Here is a 16,611-nt window from a genome sequence, read left to right on the forward strand (position 1 = left end):
TAAAGGGCAGCTATTAAGAATGTCCAAACCATTTTTTCAATTTATCTTCTGCTTTTAACACATGTTTCTCTAGTCTTGGAAAGCGATGTAATAGTTTGTGAAGCCATCTTCGTACGGGTGGAACAAGCCATGAAAGCACGATCACTCCAGCGAAAAAGAATATAAACCCCGGAATAATCGGCAAAATTGCGCCAAGTAATGCCAATGCAAATAAAATAATAACAATAACGATGAGTAAGGTTTTTTTAAAGATAACACGCATGATTATTTCGATGGTTTGTTATCATCAAATAGATAAAGGTAGGCGCCATAGCCGCTTTTAGCCATTTGATCTTTTGGGATAAACTTAAGTGCTGCTGAGTTCACACAATAGCGAAGTCCTGTAGGTTCTGGTCCATCATTAAAAACATGTCCTAAATGTGAGTCAGCTACCAAAGATCGGACTTCTGTGCGTACGATAAAAAAGAACTTACGGTCTTCTTTTTCCTGAATATATTTTGTATCTATTGGTTTTGTAAAGCTTGGCCAACCTGTGCCTGAATCAAACTTATCTGTTGAACTAAACAGCGGCTCGCCAGAAACTATATCAACATAAATACCTTCGATTTTATTATTCCAATAGCTATTGTCAAAGGGTTTTTCTGTGGCTTCTTCTTGAGTGACTTGATATTGCAATGTTGATAGCGTGCTAAGTTTTTGCTGCTTTATATCTGCATTAAAATGTTGATAATCAGTTGCCATTGCTATACCTCCTATGCACATTAAGATAAAACCCATGCCAATATTACGTTGATACATTGAGATTCTCCTATTGATTATGATGAGTATATTCTAGCAGGGCAATTGCTGTGAAGTATTAATTTGGGATAACAAAATCAGTAATGTAACAGTTTTTTTACATCGCAATACTTGCTTGAAACGGTTTTTTTACATTTATCTGAATATAATGCATTCAACTCGATCAGATGATCGTTAGAAATAATATTTTGAAATTCAAGTAATAGGAGCAGAAAATGACCGTAACAAAAGAGACACAACAAAAAGCATCAACTTGGCAAAAGTTCAAAAAAGAATATATCAAGTTTTGTTCATTACAAGCGCAGTCACAGCTGTATTTATAATCGTAGCGTAGTGCTAGCGTTGTTTATGTATAAAGGTAAAGATAGTGGGGTTAATACCCAGTTCCTTGATCACAAAATAAGTTAATACCAAGTTCCAGAAAATCATTGCAAGCGCCGAAGCAATGGCGACACCAAAGGCATGTAAACTTGGAATAAGCGCAATGCCTAGGACAATATTAATAACAAGTGCGATGTAAAAGACACGACATGTTGTTTTCTCAAATCCTGCCATATTTAAAATGGTAAAGACACTACCACAGAGGACGTTAACCGCTTGACCAATCATTAATACACAAAATAGTGAGTAAGCTTGGGTATACGCCTGACCATAAAGCATAGTGATCCAATAACCTGCAATAATCAGAGCCACCATACCAAGTGCCGAAAGTCCGCAGATAATACGTGTATATTCAGTGATTTTGGTTTGAAATGCATCACGTGATAGCATTTTATAGTCGTTGGCTACTTGCGCCATAATGTTGGCACTCACTGCATTTAAAACAAAGACAACTAAGGCGCTTAATTGCAGTGCCACGGCGTAATAAGCAATACTTTCATTACTAGAGAATATTTTCAGCAAGACAATGTCAATTTGGCTTAGTAATAAATTTCCCCATTTTAGTAGCATAAAAGAGAGATTGCTACCCTGTGGCTTATGACTTTTAAATCCGTGTTTGACGCTTATTTTTAACCATAATATAAGCATGTAAAGGGTAATTGCAGCAAACATTGAGCCCACAAGTAGGGGAGCATTATGAATTTTGATCACAATATAAATGCCAATAATGAGTAGCATAATCAGACGCATGATAAACTGGATTAAGTTGGCATAAATCACTTTTTTATTGGCAACATAAAAAGACTGCAAAAGATTAGCAATAAAAAAAGGCAAAGCAAATAAAAAGGCAAAAACCTCAATAAAACTAGCATTAGGATCAAATAAATAGATATAGCTAAAACAACCGATACAAGCAAAGATCAGAATAATTATCCCGCGGCGCCAAAACCAGTTGTGTAGTTGGAAAACTTCCTTTGTACGTGTAACCCCATTGTTGTTAGACCAGCCCCAGCTGCGAGCTAAAATCCCATCGGCACCTAAAGTGGCAATTACAGCGGAAATCGTGGCAATGGTCACACCAAACATATATTGTCCATATTCAGAAACAGTTAGATAGTGTGCCAATAAAATGGCAGAGGCAAAGGCAGTCATCTGTCCTAAGCCTTGTACAAACATTGTCCCTAGAGATTTGATGAGAATTTCATTGTGAAGTAATTTTTTAACTTTTACGGTTAACATCTTAAATGCATCTTTTAGGTTTGGGTAATCCTGCGATTTTAGCGGCTTGTACTGCAGGGGAAACAGGGAATAAGGTTTGAAGATAAAGGCTATTGCCAATGTTACTGCCATATTTTTCTTTGAGAGACTTCACCAAAAGGCGAATCGCCGGCGCTGTTTTATGTATCTCATAGTATTCACGTAAGAAATCAATAACCTGCCAATGCGCCTCGGTTAGTATAATATTTTCTTCTTTGGCAAACACATAAGCAATATCAGCTGACCAATGTGTGTGGTCTTTTAAAAAGCCGTGCTCATCAAGTTGTGTAGTAAATTGGGTCATTAGTGTAGAAAAGGAAATTTTCAATCGCCATATGGTAGATGAATTTATACCCATCGTAAATCATTTTGCGGTGTTTGGTTGTAAAGTAGTTTGTGAAGATTTTGTCAAGCTGGATTGTAGGTAATAGCTAGTACTATTATCAAAATTCAACTTGACAAAAGCACGCAAAATATAAAGCAAAAAATTCTGTAAGATGGTTTGTGATGGGTATAGCTGTATAGTGAAGTTGAAATTAAACGGTTAGATTATATAAACCAACTTCAATATTGCCTAATACCTGTTTATATATCCAAGAAAATGGTAGTTGGTCAGGGTTGAAGTTATAAACATGTACATCCCAGAGCTTGGTTGATGCATCGTAATCAATAACCATATTGAGATAACAAGGCGCATTGCTGCTATTGCTTAAAGTATAAAATGAGCTATCAGACATCGTTTGAAAAGCAGGTAGTGGATATTCTGAATTATTTGTTGTTACCCAACATTGTTGAACCTCTGTTTGCGAAGGGAGGGTAACGCGTGCGCGAGAGGCAAAATAAATTGTTGTAATGCCTTTTTCATGGCGAACTCTTTCGAGTAATCCAAAATAGTTATCATTGATGTATTGATTCAACAGCAATGAGATATAACGTGTAGAGCTATCATTTTCTTCACACGAGTGATGTGTGCAAGAAGTTAATGAGAACATTGTTATTAAAAATATAATGATAGTTGAGGGAAATACAAACCATCTTGACGCTTTTCTAGGTACTGAAAGTTTCTTATGTAAAAGTGTCAACATGATTCGCAAAATAAATTAAGTCCTTTAATTTAGTCAAAATAAAACAGATAAAGCAAGAAAGGCAACATAATTGTTGCCTTATATAATTGCTTTTATTTGTTCAACTTTTCTTTGATCAAGTCGCCAATGGTTGTTGGTGCCATTTGCTCAGCTTTGTAGTTAGTTTTAGCTGTTTTTTCCATATCTTCATCCAGACCTTTGATTGAAAGGTTGATGCTGCGACGCTTAGTGTCAATATTGCTAACGCGCGCTTCAATTTCCTGACCTACTTTAAGAACATGGCGGGCATCTTCAACGTGCTCACGTGAAATATCAGCAACACGAATGAAACCTTCTACTTCAGGTGCAAGCTCAACGTTAGCACCGTTTTGTTGAACAGCAGTAATAACACCAGTTACTTTAGCACCTTTGTCATTTGCAGAGGTGTACTGTGTAAATGGATCATCAGAAAGCTGCTTAATGCCAAGTGCGATACGCTCACGCTCGATATCAACAGAAAGCATAACGGCTTCGATATCTTCACCTTTCTTCAATTGCTTAACAACGTCTTCAGCTTTGTTCCAAGCAACATCAGAAATGTGTACCAGACCATCAATATTGCCATCTAAGCCAATAAAGATACCAAAGTCTGTGATAGAGCGAATCTTACCATTAACTTTATCACCTGGCTTATGTGCATCAGCAAATGCTTGCCATGGATTGATGATACATTGCTTCATGCCAAGAGAAATACGGTGACGTGAAGCATCAACTTCTAATACCATCACTTCAACTTCTTGACCTAAAGAAACTAATTTGTGCGGATTAGCATTCTTGTTTGTCCAATCCATTTCAGATGTGTGAACAAGACCTTCAATACCCTCTTTAAGCTTAACAAAACAACCGTAGTCAGTAATGTTAGTGATTTTGCCCATAAGTTTAGTACCAACAGCAAGCTCTTCAGCAACGCTTGCCCAAGGATCTTCACCCAATTGCTTGATACCAAGAGAGATACGACCTTTATCATTATCAAATTTGATGATTTTAATATCGATTTCATCACCAAGCGCTAGCATATCACTTGGGTGCTTGATGCGACTCCAAGACATATCAGTGATGTGTAATAAACCATCAACACCGCCAAGGTCAATAAATGCACCAAAGTCAGTGATGTTTTTAACAACACCTTTAACAACTGAACCTTCGCTTAACTTCTCGAACAATGCTTCACGATCTTCTTGTGTCTCAGCTTCGATAACCGCACGACGAGAAACAACGATATTGTTACGCTTAGTGTCAAGTTTAACAATCTTAAGCTCGATATCTTTGTCTTCTAGGTGAGAAATATCACGTAATGGACGAACATCAACAAGAGATCCTGGTAAGAACGCACGTAAGCCTTTAACTTCAACTGTGTAACCGCCGCGAACGTGGTTTGTGATGCGACCCAATACAGTTTCTTGATCATCACATGCTTTCTCAAGTGCATCCCAAACTTCGATACGCTTCGCTTTTTCACGAGATAGACGAGTTTCACCGTTGCTATTATCTAATGCATCAAGCACAACATCTACTTGATCACCAATTTGAACTTCAATTTCGCCTTGATCATTTTTGAATTGATCAAGAGAAACGATAGATTCTGATTTTAAACCTGCGTCAATCCAAGCAAATTCACGATCAATCGCAACAATAGTTGCTTTGATGATCTTGCCAACACGCATTTCAGTTTCTTTTAGTGAAGCTTCAAAGAGGTCTTTAAAATTTTCAGTCATGGTTTAGTTCCAATATATCTTAAGCCAGTGGTTAGTTATACATTGAGTTTACGGCATTCACTGGAAAACTGCATAAACTCAGCCTAAAAGGTGGCAAGATTTTAAAGGATTGTCTTGATGTTTTCAATCAGTTGTTGCAGTTTTGTGCAAAAAAGTCAAAAGTTAAATGGTTTATCCGCTTTCTATTAGCTGAAATAGTCGAAGCGGTATATGCTAATGCTACACATCCTTTAAGTAAAGCTCGCTAATACAATATGAAGAGTTACCTATGTTTTGACCTAGGCGGTACCTACACCAAATATGCACTGATTGATCTGGCGGGAAATATCGTTACAGCTGATAAATATCACACCGGAGAAATCATCGATCCTGAGGCGCTGCTTCAGCAATTTATTGTGCGTTTTGTAGAATTAAAAAAGACATATCACATTGTGGGTGTTGGTTTTTCGTGTCATGGCATTGTAGATCCTCAAAGAGGTTGCATTGCTTTTGGTTCACCTTATGTTAAAGCGCTAGAAAATTACCCGTTAGTTGAGCGCTTTAAACAAGAAACAGGCGTTGAGCTTGTGGTGATTGAAAATGATGTTAATGCTGCTGCCATTGGTGAAGCAGTCTATTGGCAGGAGAGTCATTATCAGAACTATCTTTTTTTAACATTGGGTACGAGTATTGGTGGTGCAATTATTATTAATGGTCAACTGTATCGTGGATTTAATAATGCAGCAGGTGAGTTTGGCTATTTGCTGACAAATGCACAGGATAATCAACAAAACAGTGGTAAAGCACAAAATATGCTACCAGGGGCTTGGGAAAGTTATGCTTCAGCTAAAGCGTTATTAGTAAGCTATTGCGCTGCAACACAATGTAAAGAGGTAAGTATAGCGCATTTTAAAGAGCAGTTATTTAATAAAAACCCTATTGCGCTACAGGTGTTTGAAGCGTATTTGCATCAGGTTGTTGTCGGACTTATTTCATTGACGCATATCTTGGCGCCTGAGCTGATTATCATTGGTGGCGCGATCTCAGAGGAGACATTTTTTATCAAAGCATTACGACAACGTTTTCAAGAGAAAGTATTGCCTTTTTATAACGAGGTAAAAATTATGCCAGCACATCTAGGCAATCATGCTGGCGTGCAAGGGGTTGCTGTTTTATTGAACAAAATGAAGGTGTGTTAACGATTATTTGCGTGAAGTGCTTGACGGATGCCGTAAGTTTGGTTATCAATAACAGCAGAAGTTAAATTACAAAAATAACTAAAAAACAAAAATTTAAAAAAAGTTAAGTTAAATAAACAGAAGTTTAAACGTCTTAAGGTGACTATCAGCATGAAGCTAAAAATGAACACGATGTTTAGATGGAGGAAGGAGTAATAAAACAATGGCAAATCAATATTCTCAGAGCTTTGAAATCATTCTGTCAAAGAAGTATGGAAGACCGGCAGAAGAAGTACTAAAGGATTATTCAAACGAAGGCTTAAGTTATGAGGACGTTGCTGGCAAGTTTGGCTTTAAAACCACGACGGTGCGGAAATGGTGTCGTAAATACAATATTGAGCTGTTGGGCCCTACGGATGGTAATGCTGCAAAGGCTTATGAGACACTTTATCAATCAAGTCTTAATGCTGTTTCTGTCAATACTTATAACGTACTGTATCGCTCTTGGTCAATTGATCATCAGTACTTTACGGTTGATAGAAAAAATTAATTTGATGATTAATGCAGCTTAATCAACTCGATCAGCAGCATTAGAATTATCGTAAACAAAAAAGCAGTTGATAATAAAAACGAGCAGAGTCTTAAGCTTAAATTATTCGTTGTTAAGTGGATAATTGAGTTAATGATCCTAAAGCTGACAAATAGCCAACCAAGGATGAGAAAATAACTGATCTGCATAAGCTCTGGATTGAGCAAGATGATGATAAAGCAGATATAAAAAAGCACAGGCATTTGAAATAAGTTATCAAGGTGTCTTGAGGTGATTTCAAGCCAAGGATGCTCTTTCTTACAAAAATCCATCGTCCGCAAATCATTCAGTGTGATTTTTTCTTTGCGAATAGCATGAATACGACTAAATAGGGTGATAAAAACACTAACGATGGTAAGAACCATCATCACAATAATCGGTATTGACCAAGCGGTTGTTGACATTGTGATACTCCAATTATTAGGTTTACTTAGCTAATGCTTGCCATTTTTCAGGTGTGTATGTTCTCATAGCAATGGCGTGCAATTCACCTGATGCAATGTACTCATTAATTGCGGCATAAACCATCTGTTGTTGTTTGACTTTACTTAGAACCCCGCTAAAAACATCACTGATAATCGTTGCATTAAAGTGCACGTTATCATCACTTTCAATTAGTGCAGTGGTGTTAGCCCCTAGTTTATTCTCGATTAAGGTTTTTAACTCGACTATATTCATGATTTGTAGTCTCTTATTTGTTATTGTTTTATAAAAGGTGAAAATAGATTATCTAAACCGTGGATGTTAATCAATGATTTAGCATTTTCTGAAACAAGACCTGTAAACTGCAGATCAATGCTATTGCTCTGACAGTGGTGGATAATATGCATAAGAAGTGCAATGCCGGCGCTATCAATCTCTTGGGTATCATTAAGATCAATTTCTAGTCTTGATATTATAGATTTCAGCGCATGATCTAGTTCTTTTTCAATGCTTGAAGCATTGCTGAAATTAAGATCGCCTTGCAGGCTAAAACTATTTGGATTTTTTATTGATAAGCTCATTGTTTTTTTTCTCAATGGCAAGGTTAATATCTTTAAGGGTTTTATAGTCTTTAAACTGCGCTCTGAAGTTATCTAATATGCTGACACCAGCAACAGATAGATCATAAATTTTCCACTTGGCTGCAGCGTCTTTTCCTGCTTCATTTAACATTTTAATACTCAAATCAGAAGAGGATTGATTTTGCAAATTAATGATTTTGCCAGTTACAACGATTAAACGTTGTCCTTGCCATGAGTTATTACTAAAGGGGAATATTTGAATATCATAATTACCCGCTTGAGCAATATTCTCAGCATATGAATAGGCTAACATTTGTGTGATTTCAGTGATAAACTTCTGTTGCTCGGTCTTATCAGCTGCTTGCCAACGTCCTTTGCCAACTAAAAGTTGTGCGATGATGTTTGTCGCTAAAAGTGGCATCACATGCGTGTCAATTAACTGGATTAGTTCTTTGGGGTTTTTGCTTAATTCATTTTTTGATTTAATCAATGTTTTTTGTGTTTCAACAATAGATTTTTGCAGTAGTGCTACTGGGTCGGTATTTATTGCAGGTTTGCTAACCGCGGCAGCGGGTTTTGTGCCCGCAGAAGTTGCGGTTGTTACCGTTGTTGCAGGTTTAGCGTCAGCTGCATAGCTTAGCTGTATGCTGTTCACTGCTAAAATGGTGCTTACTACTGCTATAATTTTTTTTGTTTTATTTACTTTATTCATTATTTCTTATCTCCAGAACCTGATACAAAGGTATTGATCAGTGAGTTTAGGTTAATGGCTGAAGAGGTATTTGACAACTCTATGGTGCTACCATTTTCTAAGTATTTACTGTTATATAATCCGGGAATATCCATATCTGATGGGTGAAGGGCAATAAAACTATCACCTAAAATACCACTTGTATCAATGGCGGCGCCATAGCTGCTTGGAATATTGCTGTAGCGTTTATTGATGTTTAAAGTCACATCAGCAATAAAGCCATTATAATTTGGTGTTAAGGTGATGTTGTCAACTTTACCGATTTCAACACCGGCAATACGTACTGCGGCCCCTGGGCGTAAACTGCCGATGTTTTGAAACTGTGCTTTGACTTGATAAGAGCTATTATCAAAGCCAGAAAGTGATAGTCCACTCACTTTTAATGCCATAAAGATAAGTGCAACAATGCCAAGAAGGACAAAAACACCTACTAATAGCTCATAAGATTTTTTATACATTTTTTTAAACTCCTTTGAACATTAAGGCGGTCATTAGAAAGTCTAGACCTAAAATTGCTAAAGAGGAATAGACAACGGTCTTTGTTGTGGCTTGGGCAATGCCTGCGGAATTAGCGCGACAATTATAGCCTTGATAAAGCGAGACAATCGCCACGGCAATGCCAAATACCAAGCTTTTTAAAATACCGTTCATTACATCATCATAAAATAATACTGAAGCTTGCATGTTACCCCAGAATGTGCCGCTAAAAAGCCCCAACAGTTTGACGCCAATAAGGTACCCACCCCAAATCGAGATGGTTGAGAAAAACAAATTTAAAATAGGCACGCTTAAAACACATGCCCAGAATCTAGGTGCTAAGATAAAACGCACGGGGTCTACACCCATCATATTAAGGCTGGCAAGTTGCTCGGTGGCTTTCATTAATCCCACTTCAGAGGTCAGTGCGCTGCCTGCGCGCCCAGCAAATAATAAAGTAGTGACCACGGGTCCTAGCTCACGAATAATGCTTAAGGCAACCATTGGACCTAACGCCGATTCAGCGCTGAATTTAGCAAGTGTATAAAAGCCTTGTAGTGCTAAGACAAAACCAATGAATAAACCTGAAACCAGAATGATCAAAACCGAGTTGATGCCAACATGGTAGGTTTGCGTAATAATGCTACGTGGATTGCAACGCCCAAATGTCATCTCAAGTGCTAGTAATATTGACTCACCGAGATTAGTTATTGTATTTAAGGTATTGCGACCAAGCACTTGGATTATTTTTAGCATGAATCACTTCCTCATTTATTGCAATGTGCTTAAGAAGTTAGGCGCAGGATAGTCAAATGCCACCGGACCGTCTGCGCTACCGGATAGAAACTGTGAGACAAAAGGATCTTTACTGTTTTTGATAAATTCAGGTGACCCCTCAAGCATCACTTGTTGATTGGCAATGATAATGACATGATCAGCAATGCTCATCACCTCATCAATATCATGTGAGACAATCACGGATGTCATATGCAGTGCATCATTAAGCTCTTTTATTAAGGTTAAAATCACCTTTAAAGAAATAGGATCCTGACCGGTAAATGGCTCATCATAAAGCATAAGATCTGGATCTAATGCAATGGCGCGCGCAAGCGCCACGCGTCGAGCCATACCACCTGATAGCTCACTAGGCATCATATCGGCTGTGCCACGTAGTCCAACAGATTGTAGTTTCATTAATACTAAGTTATGAATGAGGTATTCACTTAGGTTGCTGTTTTGACGCAAAGGGAAGGCAACATTATCAAATACCGATAATTGTGTGAAAAGAGCGCCTGATTGAAATAAAACGCCCATTTTCTTACGTAAAGCCAGTAATGCTTTTTTATCTAATGAATCAAGTTCATGATCAAGTACACGAATATCACCGCTTTGAGCTTTTATCAGGCGACCAATCAGGTGCAAAAGGGTGGTTTTACCAGTGCCTGATGGACCCAATATTGCAGTGATTTTACCCTTGGGGATATTGCATGTTAGGTTTTTATAAATGCATTTTTCACCACGGAAAAAGGCAACTCTATCAAAGCTTACAGCAAGGTGATCGTGAGACATTAGGCGTTTAATGCTTGTTTAGGTTGGTTTGACTCTTCAGGGATAGTAACATTAAGCTCAAGGACAGATCTATCTCCTTGGCTATCGATGTCAATTTTTATGTCATTATGTCCAATATTGACGTATTTTTTGACAACCTCAAGAATGTCATCTTGCAGTTTATTGATGAAATCTGGTTTTTTAATACCAGAGTGAGCTTCATTTCGCTGGTGTGATACGATGATCTGTAAACGCTCTTTAGCGATATGCGCGCTATTTTTTACTTCAGGTTTACTTTTAAAAAAATTAAACAATCCCATGTTACTTTCCTCCAAATAGACGCTTTAAAAGCCCTGGCTTTTCTGCAGTGATAAAGCGCAGTGGTTTATCATGACCTAAGAAGCGCTCAACAGCATCAATATAAGCTTGACCGGCTTCGCTGTCTTGATAAGCGGTTACCGGCACACCTGAATTTGATGCTTGTAATACCATTTTTGATTCTGGAATAACACCTAATAGCGGGATAGATAACACATCTTTGACATCATCAAGTGATAGCATTTCACCTTGCATAACACGTGTCGGATCATAGCGTGTAATCAAAAGCTTAGCATCAACGGCTTCACCATTTTCTTTGGCTTTACGTGTTTTACTGGATAGCACACCAATGATACGATCTGAATCGCGCACAGAGGAAACCTCAGGATTGGTAACCACAATCGCTTTATCGGCATGGAGCATTGCCATTAATGCGCCTTTTTCAATACCTGCAGGCGAGTCGCAAATAATATAATCAAAATTTGCTTTAAGCTCCTTCATAATATCTTCTAAGCCAGCTTCGGTTAATGCATCTTTGTCGCGCGTTTGTGACGCAGGTAGAATGTAAAGATTTTCAGAGCGTTTATCTTTAATCAATGTTTGATTGATGTTTGCTTCTTTATTGATAAGACTGATTAAGTCATAGACAACGCGGCGTTCGCAGCCCATGACAAGGTCAAGATTTCTAAGACCGACATCAAAATCAATAACAACGGTTTTAAAGCCCTTCATGGCTAATGCTAATGATATCGCGGCACTTGTTGTGGTTTTGCCAACACCACCTTTACCTGAGGTGATGACCACGGTTGTGGCGCGCGGTTTGGCATTTTTTTTGGTTTGTTTGGAATCTGTGCTCACAGTATTTAATCCTTGATTCAATTGTTATTTTCTTAAAAAGGGGGGGAGCCTAAATTTGGCTGATCATGATTGTACCGTCTTTTAGCTGTATTTGATAGCCATTATTGTCATTTCCAAGCGGTTCAACAGGCTCTTCAAAAATTTTATACTGACCTGCAATTGATACAAGATCTGCTTCTAATTTGTGGCAAAAAATTCGCGCACTGGTATCGCCATCTAAGCCAGCGACTGCACGTCCACGTAATGTACCATATACGTGAATATTACCACTGGCTAATAGCTCAGCGCCTGAACTTACGGACGATAAAATAATCAAGTCACCGTTTTGTGAGATCACTTGCTGACCTGAACGCACGCGTGAGCTGATGATTTTGTGTTGTGACGTTGAGACTTTATTAACGGAAACCGTTGGCGCGGGAATGTTTTTCCCTTCTTTGAAGATTGGAAAACCTTTCGATTGTAAGGCATCGGTTAACGTCTGATCAGGTAATCTAAAGCCTACGGTAAGTAATGTGTGTTTTCTTAACATCTCGGTTAAGTTTTCGATAAACTCAATCGTTAATCCGCTTGTTAAGGCAGTTAATTCAATGACCATTGGAGTATTATTAAAGAATTGCGGCGCTTGTTTTATCTTGGTTGTGATTTGTTTTTCAATGTCCTCAAGATCTGTACTCAATATTTGTAATACGCTCAACGTAAAGAGACTTCCCTTGATTTGAAAAGCTGCCGGCATTTTGTTTCCCTTGTTATTTTGTCGCACTTTACCAATAATGGTAGCGCAAATGCATTATTGTATCGTTAAAATATATCGATTTTATAACGAATATCATGATAATTGGCAAGGCTAATTATGCCTTTAGGTGGTAAATTATGGTGAAAGGGCGAAAAAGTTGCAAACACAGATAAATAAAGTGAGAAAAATTAAAAAAATAAATAAGGCAAGTAGAGTTGTTGGCTTTAATCTCATATTAGGCTTATTGTTGCTCGTGCTGTTTGTTATCGTGAGCTCACTATCGTATGGGCGCAATGTGCATTTAAACAGTTTGCTAGCTAGTCAGTTGTTTTGGCAATATCAACTCATCATCTGGGTTGCGGCAACGCTTGTAGGTGGTGGTTTGGGTGTCAGTGGTGCCATTTTGCAGTTGGTATTACGTAATCCATTAGCCGATGCCAGCATTTTAGGCGTCTCCTCGGGCAGCCAATTTGTTGGGTTGATGCTGTTGTTTATCTTACCTGCCTATTTTGTGACATTGTCGCATTATTCGTACTTGCTTTTTTTCCTTGCGTGTGTGTTTGGCGCATTTATCGTGCTTATTGTGTTTTTGCTGGTGATTAGCTTTCAGGATCGCCTTGCTAATATCGCCATAGTGATTTTGCTTGGTGTCGGTGTTTCAGCGATTTTTAGCGCATTAACGGCGTTGATTATGAGTTTTAGCCAAGCGCAAACCTTGCAGCAAATTACCTTGTGGCAGTTTGGCGGCTTCGTCAACATCACTTGGCAGCAGGTGATATTATTAGCTATTATTACCATGATATTTTGCAGTTTTGCTTATTGTAGAAATCAGGCATTTGATTTATTGAGTCTGGGTGAATCTGAAGCAATGATGGTGGGGCTTGATGTCAAAAGATTATTGATTCAGTTGGTTGTGTTATTATCATTCTTGATTGCTGCGATTGTCTCAGTTGCCGGCCCCATTGCCTTTTTAGGGCTTGTTGCACCTCATATTGCCAGAATGTGCATTGGTACGAATAAAATGAAGTATTTGCTGACCAGCAGCTTTTTGTGTGGTGCGATTTTAATGCTAATCAGTCAGTTTTTATCGCAAACTTTGCTTTATCCCATGGTTATTCCTGTTGGTGTGATTACTTCTTTAATTGGTGCACCGTTTTTAATCTTCTTGGTGATTCGTGAGCTTAGTCGATAACAGAAGAGTTGTTGCTATTTTGCTTTAGCCAACTACACTCAAAGCATACGCATAATTTGAGGAAATATAGATGAGAATCATTTTAGCAACATTATCTGTCCTTTATTGTTTTTTTAGTCAAAATGGCTACTCTGCTATTAATTTATCAACGGTGTATGTAACTAATCTAAATGACAGCGGCATAGGTTCTTTAAGAGAGGCTCTTATATTTGGGAATCGCAATATTGTGTTTAAAACCCAAGGCACAATTAAGCTTAACACACCTATTGTAATAAAAGACTTAGCTTATATTAATTTGGCCTTTCCAGAAGATACACAGATAGAAAATCAAGGAATTTACATTTCAAACAGTCATAATATCAACTTAACCAATCTGCGTATTCGTTTTGCTGCAAAATATGGGCTATTAATTACAAATGGTGCGCATGATATTGTAGTCGATCATGCTTCAATCGAAAATTCGAGTCAGAGTGATGTTGAGTTTGGTAAAAATATCGATATTAATAATAGCAGTTATAACATTACCATCAGAAATAGCATTATTGCTTATGCAATCGAGGGCGTTGACGTGCTAAATATAAAATATAAGGGGATGCTTGTCACTGACAATAACATGGTGCCTGCTCCAACCAAAATCACGCTATTTAATAATTTGTTTTACAATAACTTTCAGCGATCACCACAGTTTTCAAATCCAGGTGAGCTAAACATGAGCAATAATGTCATTTATGGATGGGGTAGTTATGGGACTAGGGTGCGTAACAAAGCAATATCAACCCTATCAGATAATTTATATCTTAATCCTCAAAGACCCAACAAGGAAAAGGATGCACTTATTCTTGCTGAGGGTACCACCAATGTGCTCGTGGGAAATATGATTCTCAAAAATCAAGGCTTCGAATGTGTGGCACTTGATCAAAGCCCTAATGACAAGACATGTAGCTTGTTACAACGAAATAAGGACAGTTATGGTGCTTTGCCTCGCGATGCATTTGATAACATTATCATGACAGACGCCTTACAGGCTTTACCTGCATTATAATCATGAAATATGACAATCAGCCATGAGCCATCTGGATTGTCATAAGCCGACTGTGCTATGATACGCGCTAACCAAAACCAGAGTATTGATTTATTGATTGCTATGAGTCGTTTTCAACAAAATATTATTTATGCAGGGATTTTAATTGCCGTAATTGGCTTTTTTTGGGCGATTGTCCCTAAAACAAAATACGAAGCGCATGCGGTGTATTTACCGCAAACCAAAGAAATTTACTCGCCGGTCAAGCTTCAGGATGTGCAGTTTTATGCCTCAGAAGATATGAATTTAAGAAAGGCGGTGCCTGTGGTTAATGGGCTTAATGAATCGCCAATTGGTATTATCCGTGTTGATACGCATTATACGAGCAAAAAAGAAATCCAAGCAGCGTGTGAGCAAAATGTGCAAAAAGCCAAAGAAGTAGCAGCGCAGTATGGTGCCACCAAAGTCATTGGTAATTGTGTGGCTTCAGGCAATACTGGACCGTTAGATGGTGCTAATCTTTACGCTTACGCTTATCATTAATCTATTGAGTTTTCTAAATAAATAGCGATAAGTAGCTATGCAAATATTATCAGGTATTTTTCTGGATTCACGGATCAAATCCGAGAATGACCGCAAACCGTCATATTCTGGCTAGATCCGAATATCTATGATTATCAATAAACCATTGTTTAGGTGCTTATATGTCAAATAATCCTAAATCGTTACGTATCGTCTTTGCTGGTACGCCAGATATCTCAGCACATGTGCTAAGTGCCTTACTTGAAGAAAATTACAATATTGTTGGCGTTTTCACGCAACCAGATCGTGCTAAAGGGCGCGGTAAAAAACTGGAGTGCTCGCCAGTTAAAACGTGTGCTTTGGTGCATGATATTCCAGTGTTTCAACCGTTATCATTCAAAAAAGAGCCTGAAGCAATCAAGCAACTAGCCGATTTAAATGCCGATGTGATGGTGGTTATTGCTTATGGTTTGTTATTGCCAAAGGTGGTGCTGGAAACCCCTAAACAGGGCTGCATTAATATTCACGTATCGCTTTTACCAAAATGGCGGGGGGCTGCCCCCATTCAGCGCGCGATTGAAGCAGGTGACAAAATAACTGGTATCACCATTATGCAGATGGATGAAGGCTTAGATACTGGTGACATCTTACATGTGCTAGAAACGCCTATTTTGGCTGATGACACTAGTTTGAGCTTACATAATCGCTTGGCAGAGTTATCAGTTCCAGCTGTTTGTGCCGTGCTTAAAGAGATGGCAGAGCATACATTAACCCCGCTAGTGCAGCCTGAGGGTGCGACTTATGCTCATAAGCTGACTAAAGAAGAAGGGTTGATTAACTTTAATAATCCTTGTCACGTAATTGATTGCAAAGTTCGCGCCTTTAGTCCTTGGCCAAGTGCTTATATGATGATTGATGACGAAGCAGTCAAGTTCGCCGATATTGAGATTATTCATCAGATGTCAAATTCGGCGATTGGTAGCATTATTGGCGTAGATAAAGAGGGGCTAAAAATTCAGGCACAAGATGGTATAGTCAATATTGGTTCATTACAATTCCCAGGCAAGAAAATGCTGCCTGTAGCAAGTATTCTTAATGGTAAAGATTTAAGTTATCTTATAGGGAAAGTGGTTTAACGGGATGCTTAGACTGAGGTGATTAACTTG

Annotated in this window: 22 protein-coding genes; 6 read left to right on the forward strand and 16 right to left on the reverse strand. The window is 38.2% G+C overall.

The annotated features are described in order from the left end of the window. Positions 1 to 13: 13 nt before the first annotated feature. The 6 genes from DNJ75_RS00610 to rpsA form a co-directional block, all read right to left on the reverse strand. Positions 14 to 262 carry a hypothetical protein gene (locus DNJ75_RS00610; RefSeq protein ID WP_117001231.1) on the reverse strand — a complete coding sequence of 83 codons (249 nt, stop codon included), beginning with the start codon at positions 260 to 262 and terminating at the stop codon, positions 14 to 16. 2 nt (positions 263 to 264) lie between these two features. Continuing rightward, complete coding sequence (gene msrB / locus DNJ75_RS00615; protein ID WP_373282838.1) at positions 265 to 798, reverse strand: peptide-methionine (R)-S-oxide reductase MsrB; 534 nt, start codon at positions 796 to 798, stop codon at positions 265 to 267. Between the two features lie 336 nt (positions 799 to 1,134). Beyond that, a complete protein-coding gene (locus DNJ75_RS00620; protein ID WP_224742248.1) occupies positions 1,135 to 2,418 on the reverse strand; it encodes a lipopolysaccharide biosynthesis protein in 1,284 nt (427 codons plus the stop codon). A 1-nt stretch (position 2,419) separates the two neighbouring features. Next, the gene (locus tag DNJ75_RS00625) at positions 2,420 to 2,740 is read right to left on the reverse strand and encodes a TusE/DsrC/DsvC family sulfur relay protein (RefSeq protein WP_117001232.1); all 321 of its coding nucleotides are present in this window, start codon (positions 2,738 to 2,740) and stop codon (positions 2,420 to 2,422) included. Between the two features lie 232 nt (positions 2,741 to 2,972). Further along, positions 2,973 to 3,428, reverse strand: coding sequence for a hypothetical protein (locus DNJ75_RS00630; RefSeq protein WP_150468901.1), 456 nt, complete (start codon positions 3,426 to 3,428; stop codon positions 2,973 to 2,975). A 185-nt stretch (positions 3,429 to 3,613) separates the two neighbouring features. Next, positions 3,614 to 5,275, reverse strand: coding sequence for a 30S ribosomal protein S1 (rpsA, locus tag DNJ75_RS00635; RefSeq protein ID WP_117001234.1), 1,662 nt, complete (start codon positions 5,273 to 5,275; stop codon positions 3,614 to 3,616). A gap of 254 nt (positions 5,276 to 5,529) precedes the next feature. Here rpsA and DNJ75_RS00640 point away from each other — a divergent pair, with 254 nt between their 5' ends. Then, positions 5,530 to 6,453 (forward strand): ROK family protein, encoded by a 924-nt coding sequence (locus DNJ75_RS00640; RefSeq protein WP_117001235.1) that lies wholly within the window; start codon positions 5,530 to 5,532, stop codon positions 6,451 to 6,453. A gap of 202 nt (positions 6,454 to 6,655) precedes the next feature. Next, positions 6,656 to 6,982 (forward strand): helix-turn-helix domain-containing protein, encoded by a 327-nt coding sequence (locus DNJ75_RS00645; RefSeq protein ID WP_117001236.1) that lies wholly within the window; start codon positions 6,656 to 6,658, stop codon positions 6,980 to 6,982. A gap of 8 nt (positions 6,983 to 6,990) precedes the next feature. Here DNJ75_RS00645 and DNJ75_RS00650 read toward each other — a convergent pair whose 3' ends face one another. Genes DNJ75_RS00650 through minC form a run of 10 tightly spaced genes read right to left on the reverse strand, consistent with a single transcriptional unit; the run spans position 6,991 to position 12,710 of the window. Next, on the reverse strand, positions 6,991 to 7,425 hold the full coding sequence (locus DNJ75_RS00650) for an MAPEG family protein (RefSeq protein WP_117001237.1): 435 nt from the start codon (positions 7,423 to 7,425) through the stop codon (positions 6,991 to 6,993). Positions 7,426 to 7,447: 22 nt separating this feature from the next. Then, positions 7,448 to 7,699, reverse strand: coding sequence for a BolA family protein (locus DNJ75_RS00655; RefSeq protein WP_117001238.1), 252 nt, complete (start codon positions 7,697 to 7,699; stop codon positions 7,448 to 7,450). A gap of 20 nt (positions 7,700 to 7,719) precedes the next feature. Further along, positions 7,720 to 8,025 (reverse strand): STAS domain-containing protein, encoded by a 306-nt coding sequence (locus DNJ75_RS00660; protein ID WP_117001239.1) that lies wholly within the window; start codon positions 8,023 to 8,025, stop codon positions 7,720 to 7,722. Next, positions 7,997 to 8,737 (reverse strand): MlaC/ttg2D family ABC transporter substrate-binding protein, encoded by a 741-nt coding sequence (locus DNJ75_RS00665; RefSeq protein ID WP_117001240.1) that lies wholly within the window; start codon positions 8,735 to 8,737, stop codon positions 7,997 to 7,999. The genes DNJ75_RS00660 and DNJ75_RS00665 overlap by 29 nt, the downstream gene beginning before the upstream one ends. Beyond that, positions 8,737 to 9,234 carry an outer membrane lipid asymmetry maintenance protein MlaD gene (gene mlaD, locus DNJ75_RS00670; protein ID WP_117001241.1) on the reverse strand — a complete coding sequence of 166 codons (498 nt, stop codon included), beginning with the start codon at positions 9,232 to 9,234 and terminating at the stop codon, positions 8,737 to 8,739. Before mlaD ends, DNJ75_RS00665 begins: the two co-directional genes overlap by 1 nt. A gap of 4 nt (positions 9,235 to 9,238) precedes the next feature. After that, positions 9,239 to 10,009, reverse strand: coding sequence for a lipid asymmetry maintenance ABC transporter permease subunit MlaE (gene mlaE / locus DNJ75_RS00675; protein WP_117001242.1), 771 nt, complete (start codon positions 10,007 to 10,009; stop codon positions 9,239 to 9,241). A 15-nt stretch (positions 10,010 to 10,024) separates the two neighbouring features. Further along, positions 10,025 to 10,822 (reverse strand): ABC transporter ATP-binding protein, encoded by a 798-nt coding sequence (locus DNJ75_RS00680; RefSeq protein WP_117001243.1) that lies wholly within the window; start codon positions 10,820 to 10,822, stop codon positions 10,025 to 10,027. After that, on the reverse strand, positions 10,822 to 11,121 hold the full coding sequence (minE, locus tag DNJ75_RS00685) for a cell division topological specificity factor MinE (protein ID WP_117001244.1): 300 nt from the start codon (positions 11,119 to 11,121) through the stop codon (positions 10,822 to 10,824). The genes DNJ75_RS00680 and minE overlap by 1 nt, the downstream gene beginning before the upstream one ends. Before the next feature lies 1 nt (position 11,122). Continuing rightward, positions 11,123 to 11,977 (reverse strand): septum site-determining protein MinD, encoded by an 855-nt coding sequence (gene minD, locus DNJ75_RS00690; protein ID WP_283156775.1) that lies wholly within the window; start codon positions 11,975 to 11,977, stop codon positions 11,123 to 11,125. Positions 11,978 to 12,026: 49 nt separating this feature from the next. Further along, entirely contained in the window at positions 12,027 to 12,710 is a 684-nt protein-coding gene (minC, locus tag DNJ75_RS00695) for a septum site-determining protein MinC (protein ID WP_117001245.1), read from the reverse strand. A gap of 157 nt (positions 12,711 to 12,867) precedes the next feature. Here minC and DNJ75_RS00700 point away from each other — a divergent pair, with 157 nt between their 5' ends. The 4 genes from DNJ75_RS00700 to fmt all read left to right on the forward strand — a co-directional run bounded on the left by DNJ75_RS00700 (position 12,868) and on the right by fmt (position 16,581). Further along, positions 12,868 to 13,902 carry a FecCD family ABC transporter permease gene (locus DNJ75_RS00700; RefSeq protein WP_170137158.1) on the forward strand — a complete coding sequence of 345 codons (1,035 nt, stop codon included), beginning with the start codon at positions 12,868 to 12,870 and terminating at the stop codon, positions 13,900 to 13,902. A gap of 70 nt (positions 13,903 to 13,972) precedes the next feature. Further along, a complete protein-coding gene (locus DNJ75_RS00705; RefSeq protein ID WP_117001247.1) occupies positions 13,973 to 14,944 on the forward strand; it encodes a pectate lyase family protein in 972 nt (323 codons plus the stop codon). A 57-nt stretch (positions 14,945 to 15,001) separates the two neighbouring features. Then, the gene (gene fvfA, locus DNJ75_RS00710) at positions 15,002 to 15,466 is read left to right on the forward strand and encodes a Francisella virulence factor A (protein ID WP_117001248.1); all 465 of its coding nucleotides are present in this window, start codon (positions 15,002 to 15,004) and stop codon (positions 15,464 to 15,466) included. A gap of 161 nt (positions 15,467 to 15,627) precedes the next feature. After that, on the forward strand, positions 15,628 to 16,581 hold the full coding sequence (fmt, locus tag DNJ75_RS00715) for a methionyl-tRNA formyltransferase (protein ID WP_117001249.1): 954 nt from the start codon (positions 15,628 to 15,630) through the stop codon (positions 16,579 to 16,581). Positions 16,582 to 16,611 lie beyond the last annotated feature (30 nt).

Source organism: Cysteiniphilum litorale, assembly GCF_003428165.1.
Taxonomy (GTDB): domain Bacteria; phylum Pseudomonadota; class Gammaproteobacteria; order Francisellales; family Francisellaceae; genus Caedibacter; species Caedibacter litoralis.

Excerpts from the sequence above, each read along its gene's own strand:
- DNJ75_RS00610 (WP_117001231.1), bottom strand. The coding sequence starts at position 262 with ATGCGTGTTATCTTTAAAAAAACCTTACTCATCGTTATTGTTATTATT.
- msrB (WP_373282838.1), bottom strand. The coding sequence starts at position 798 with ATGTATCAACGTAATATTGGCATGGGTTTTATCTTAATGTGCATAGGA.
- DNJ75_RS00620 (WP_224742248.1), bottom strand. The coding sequence starts at position 2,418 with ATGTTAACCGTAAAAGTTAAAAAATTACTTCACAATGAAATTCTCATC.
- DNJ75_RS00625 (WP_117001232.1), bottom strand. The coding sequence starts at position 2,740 with ATGACCCAATTTACTACACAACTTGATGAGCACGGCTTTTTAAAAGAC.
- DNJ75_RS00630 (WP_150468901.1), bottom strand. The coding sequence starts at position 3,428 with ATGTTCTCATTAACTTCTTGCACACATCACTCGTGTGAAGAAAATGAT.
- rpsA (WP_117001234.1), bottom strand. The coding sequence starts at position 5,275 with ATGACTGAAAATTTTAAAGACCTCTTTGAAGCTTCACTAAAAGAAACT.
- DNJ75_RS00640 (WP_117001235.1), top strand. The coding sequence starts at position 5,530 with ATGAAGAGTTACCTATGTTTTGACCTAGGCGGTACCTACACCAAATAT.
- DNJ75_RS00645 (WP_117001236.1), top strand. The coding sequence starts at position 6,656 with ATGGCAAATCAATATTCTCAGAGCTTTGAAATCATTCTGTCAAAGAAG.
- DNJ75_RS00650 (WP_117001237.1), bottom strand. The coding sequence starts at position 7,425 with ATGTCAACAACCGCTTGGTCAATACCGATTATTGTGATGATGGTTCTT.
- DNJ75_RS00655 (WP_117001238.1), bottom strand. The coding sequence starts at position 7,699 with ATGAATATAGTCGAGTTAAAAACCTTAATCGAGAATAAACTAGGGGCT.
- DNJ75_RS00660 (WP_117001239.1), bottom strand. The coding sequence starts at position 8,025 with ATGAGCTTATCAATAAAAAATCCAAATAGTTTTAGCCTGCAAGGCGAT.
- DNJ75_RS00665 (WP_117001240.1), bottom strand. The coding sequence starts at position 8,737 with ATGAATAAAGTAAATAAAACAAAAAAAATTATAGCAGTAGTAAGCACC.
- mlaD (WP_117001241.1), bottom strand. The coding sequence starts at position 9,234 with ATGTATAAAAAATCTTATGAGCTATTAGTAGGTGTTTTTGTCCTTCTT.
- mlaE (WP_117001242.1), bottom strand. The coding sequence starts at position 10,009 with ATGCTAAAAATAATCCAAGTGCTTGGTCGCAATACCTTAAATACAATA.
- DNJ75_RS00680 (WP_117001243.1), bottom strand. The coding sequence starts at position 10,822 with ATGTCTCACGATCACCTTGCTGTAAGCTTTGATAGAGTTGCCTTTTTC.
- minE (WP_117001244.1), bottom strand. The coding sequence starts at position 11,121 with ATGGGATTGTTTAATTTTTTTAAAAGTAAACCTGAAGTAAAAAATAGC.
- minC (WP_117001245.1), bottom strand. The coding sequence starts at position 12,710 with ATGCCGGCAGCTTTTCAAATCAAGGGAAGTCTCTTTACGTTGAGCGTA.
- DNJ75_RS00705 (WP_117001247.1), top strand. The coding sequence starts at position 13,973 with ATGAGAATCATTTTAGCAACATTATCTGTCCTTTATTGTTTTTTTAGT.
- fvfA (WP_117001248.1), top strand. The coding sequence starts at position 15,002 with ATGATACGCGCTAACCAAAACCAGAGTATTGATTTATTGATTGCTATG.
- fmt (WP_117001249.1), top strand. The coding sequence starts at position 15,628 with ATGTCAAATAATCCTAAATCGTTACGTATCGTCTTTGCTGGTACGCCA.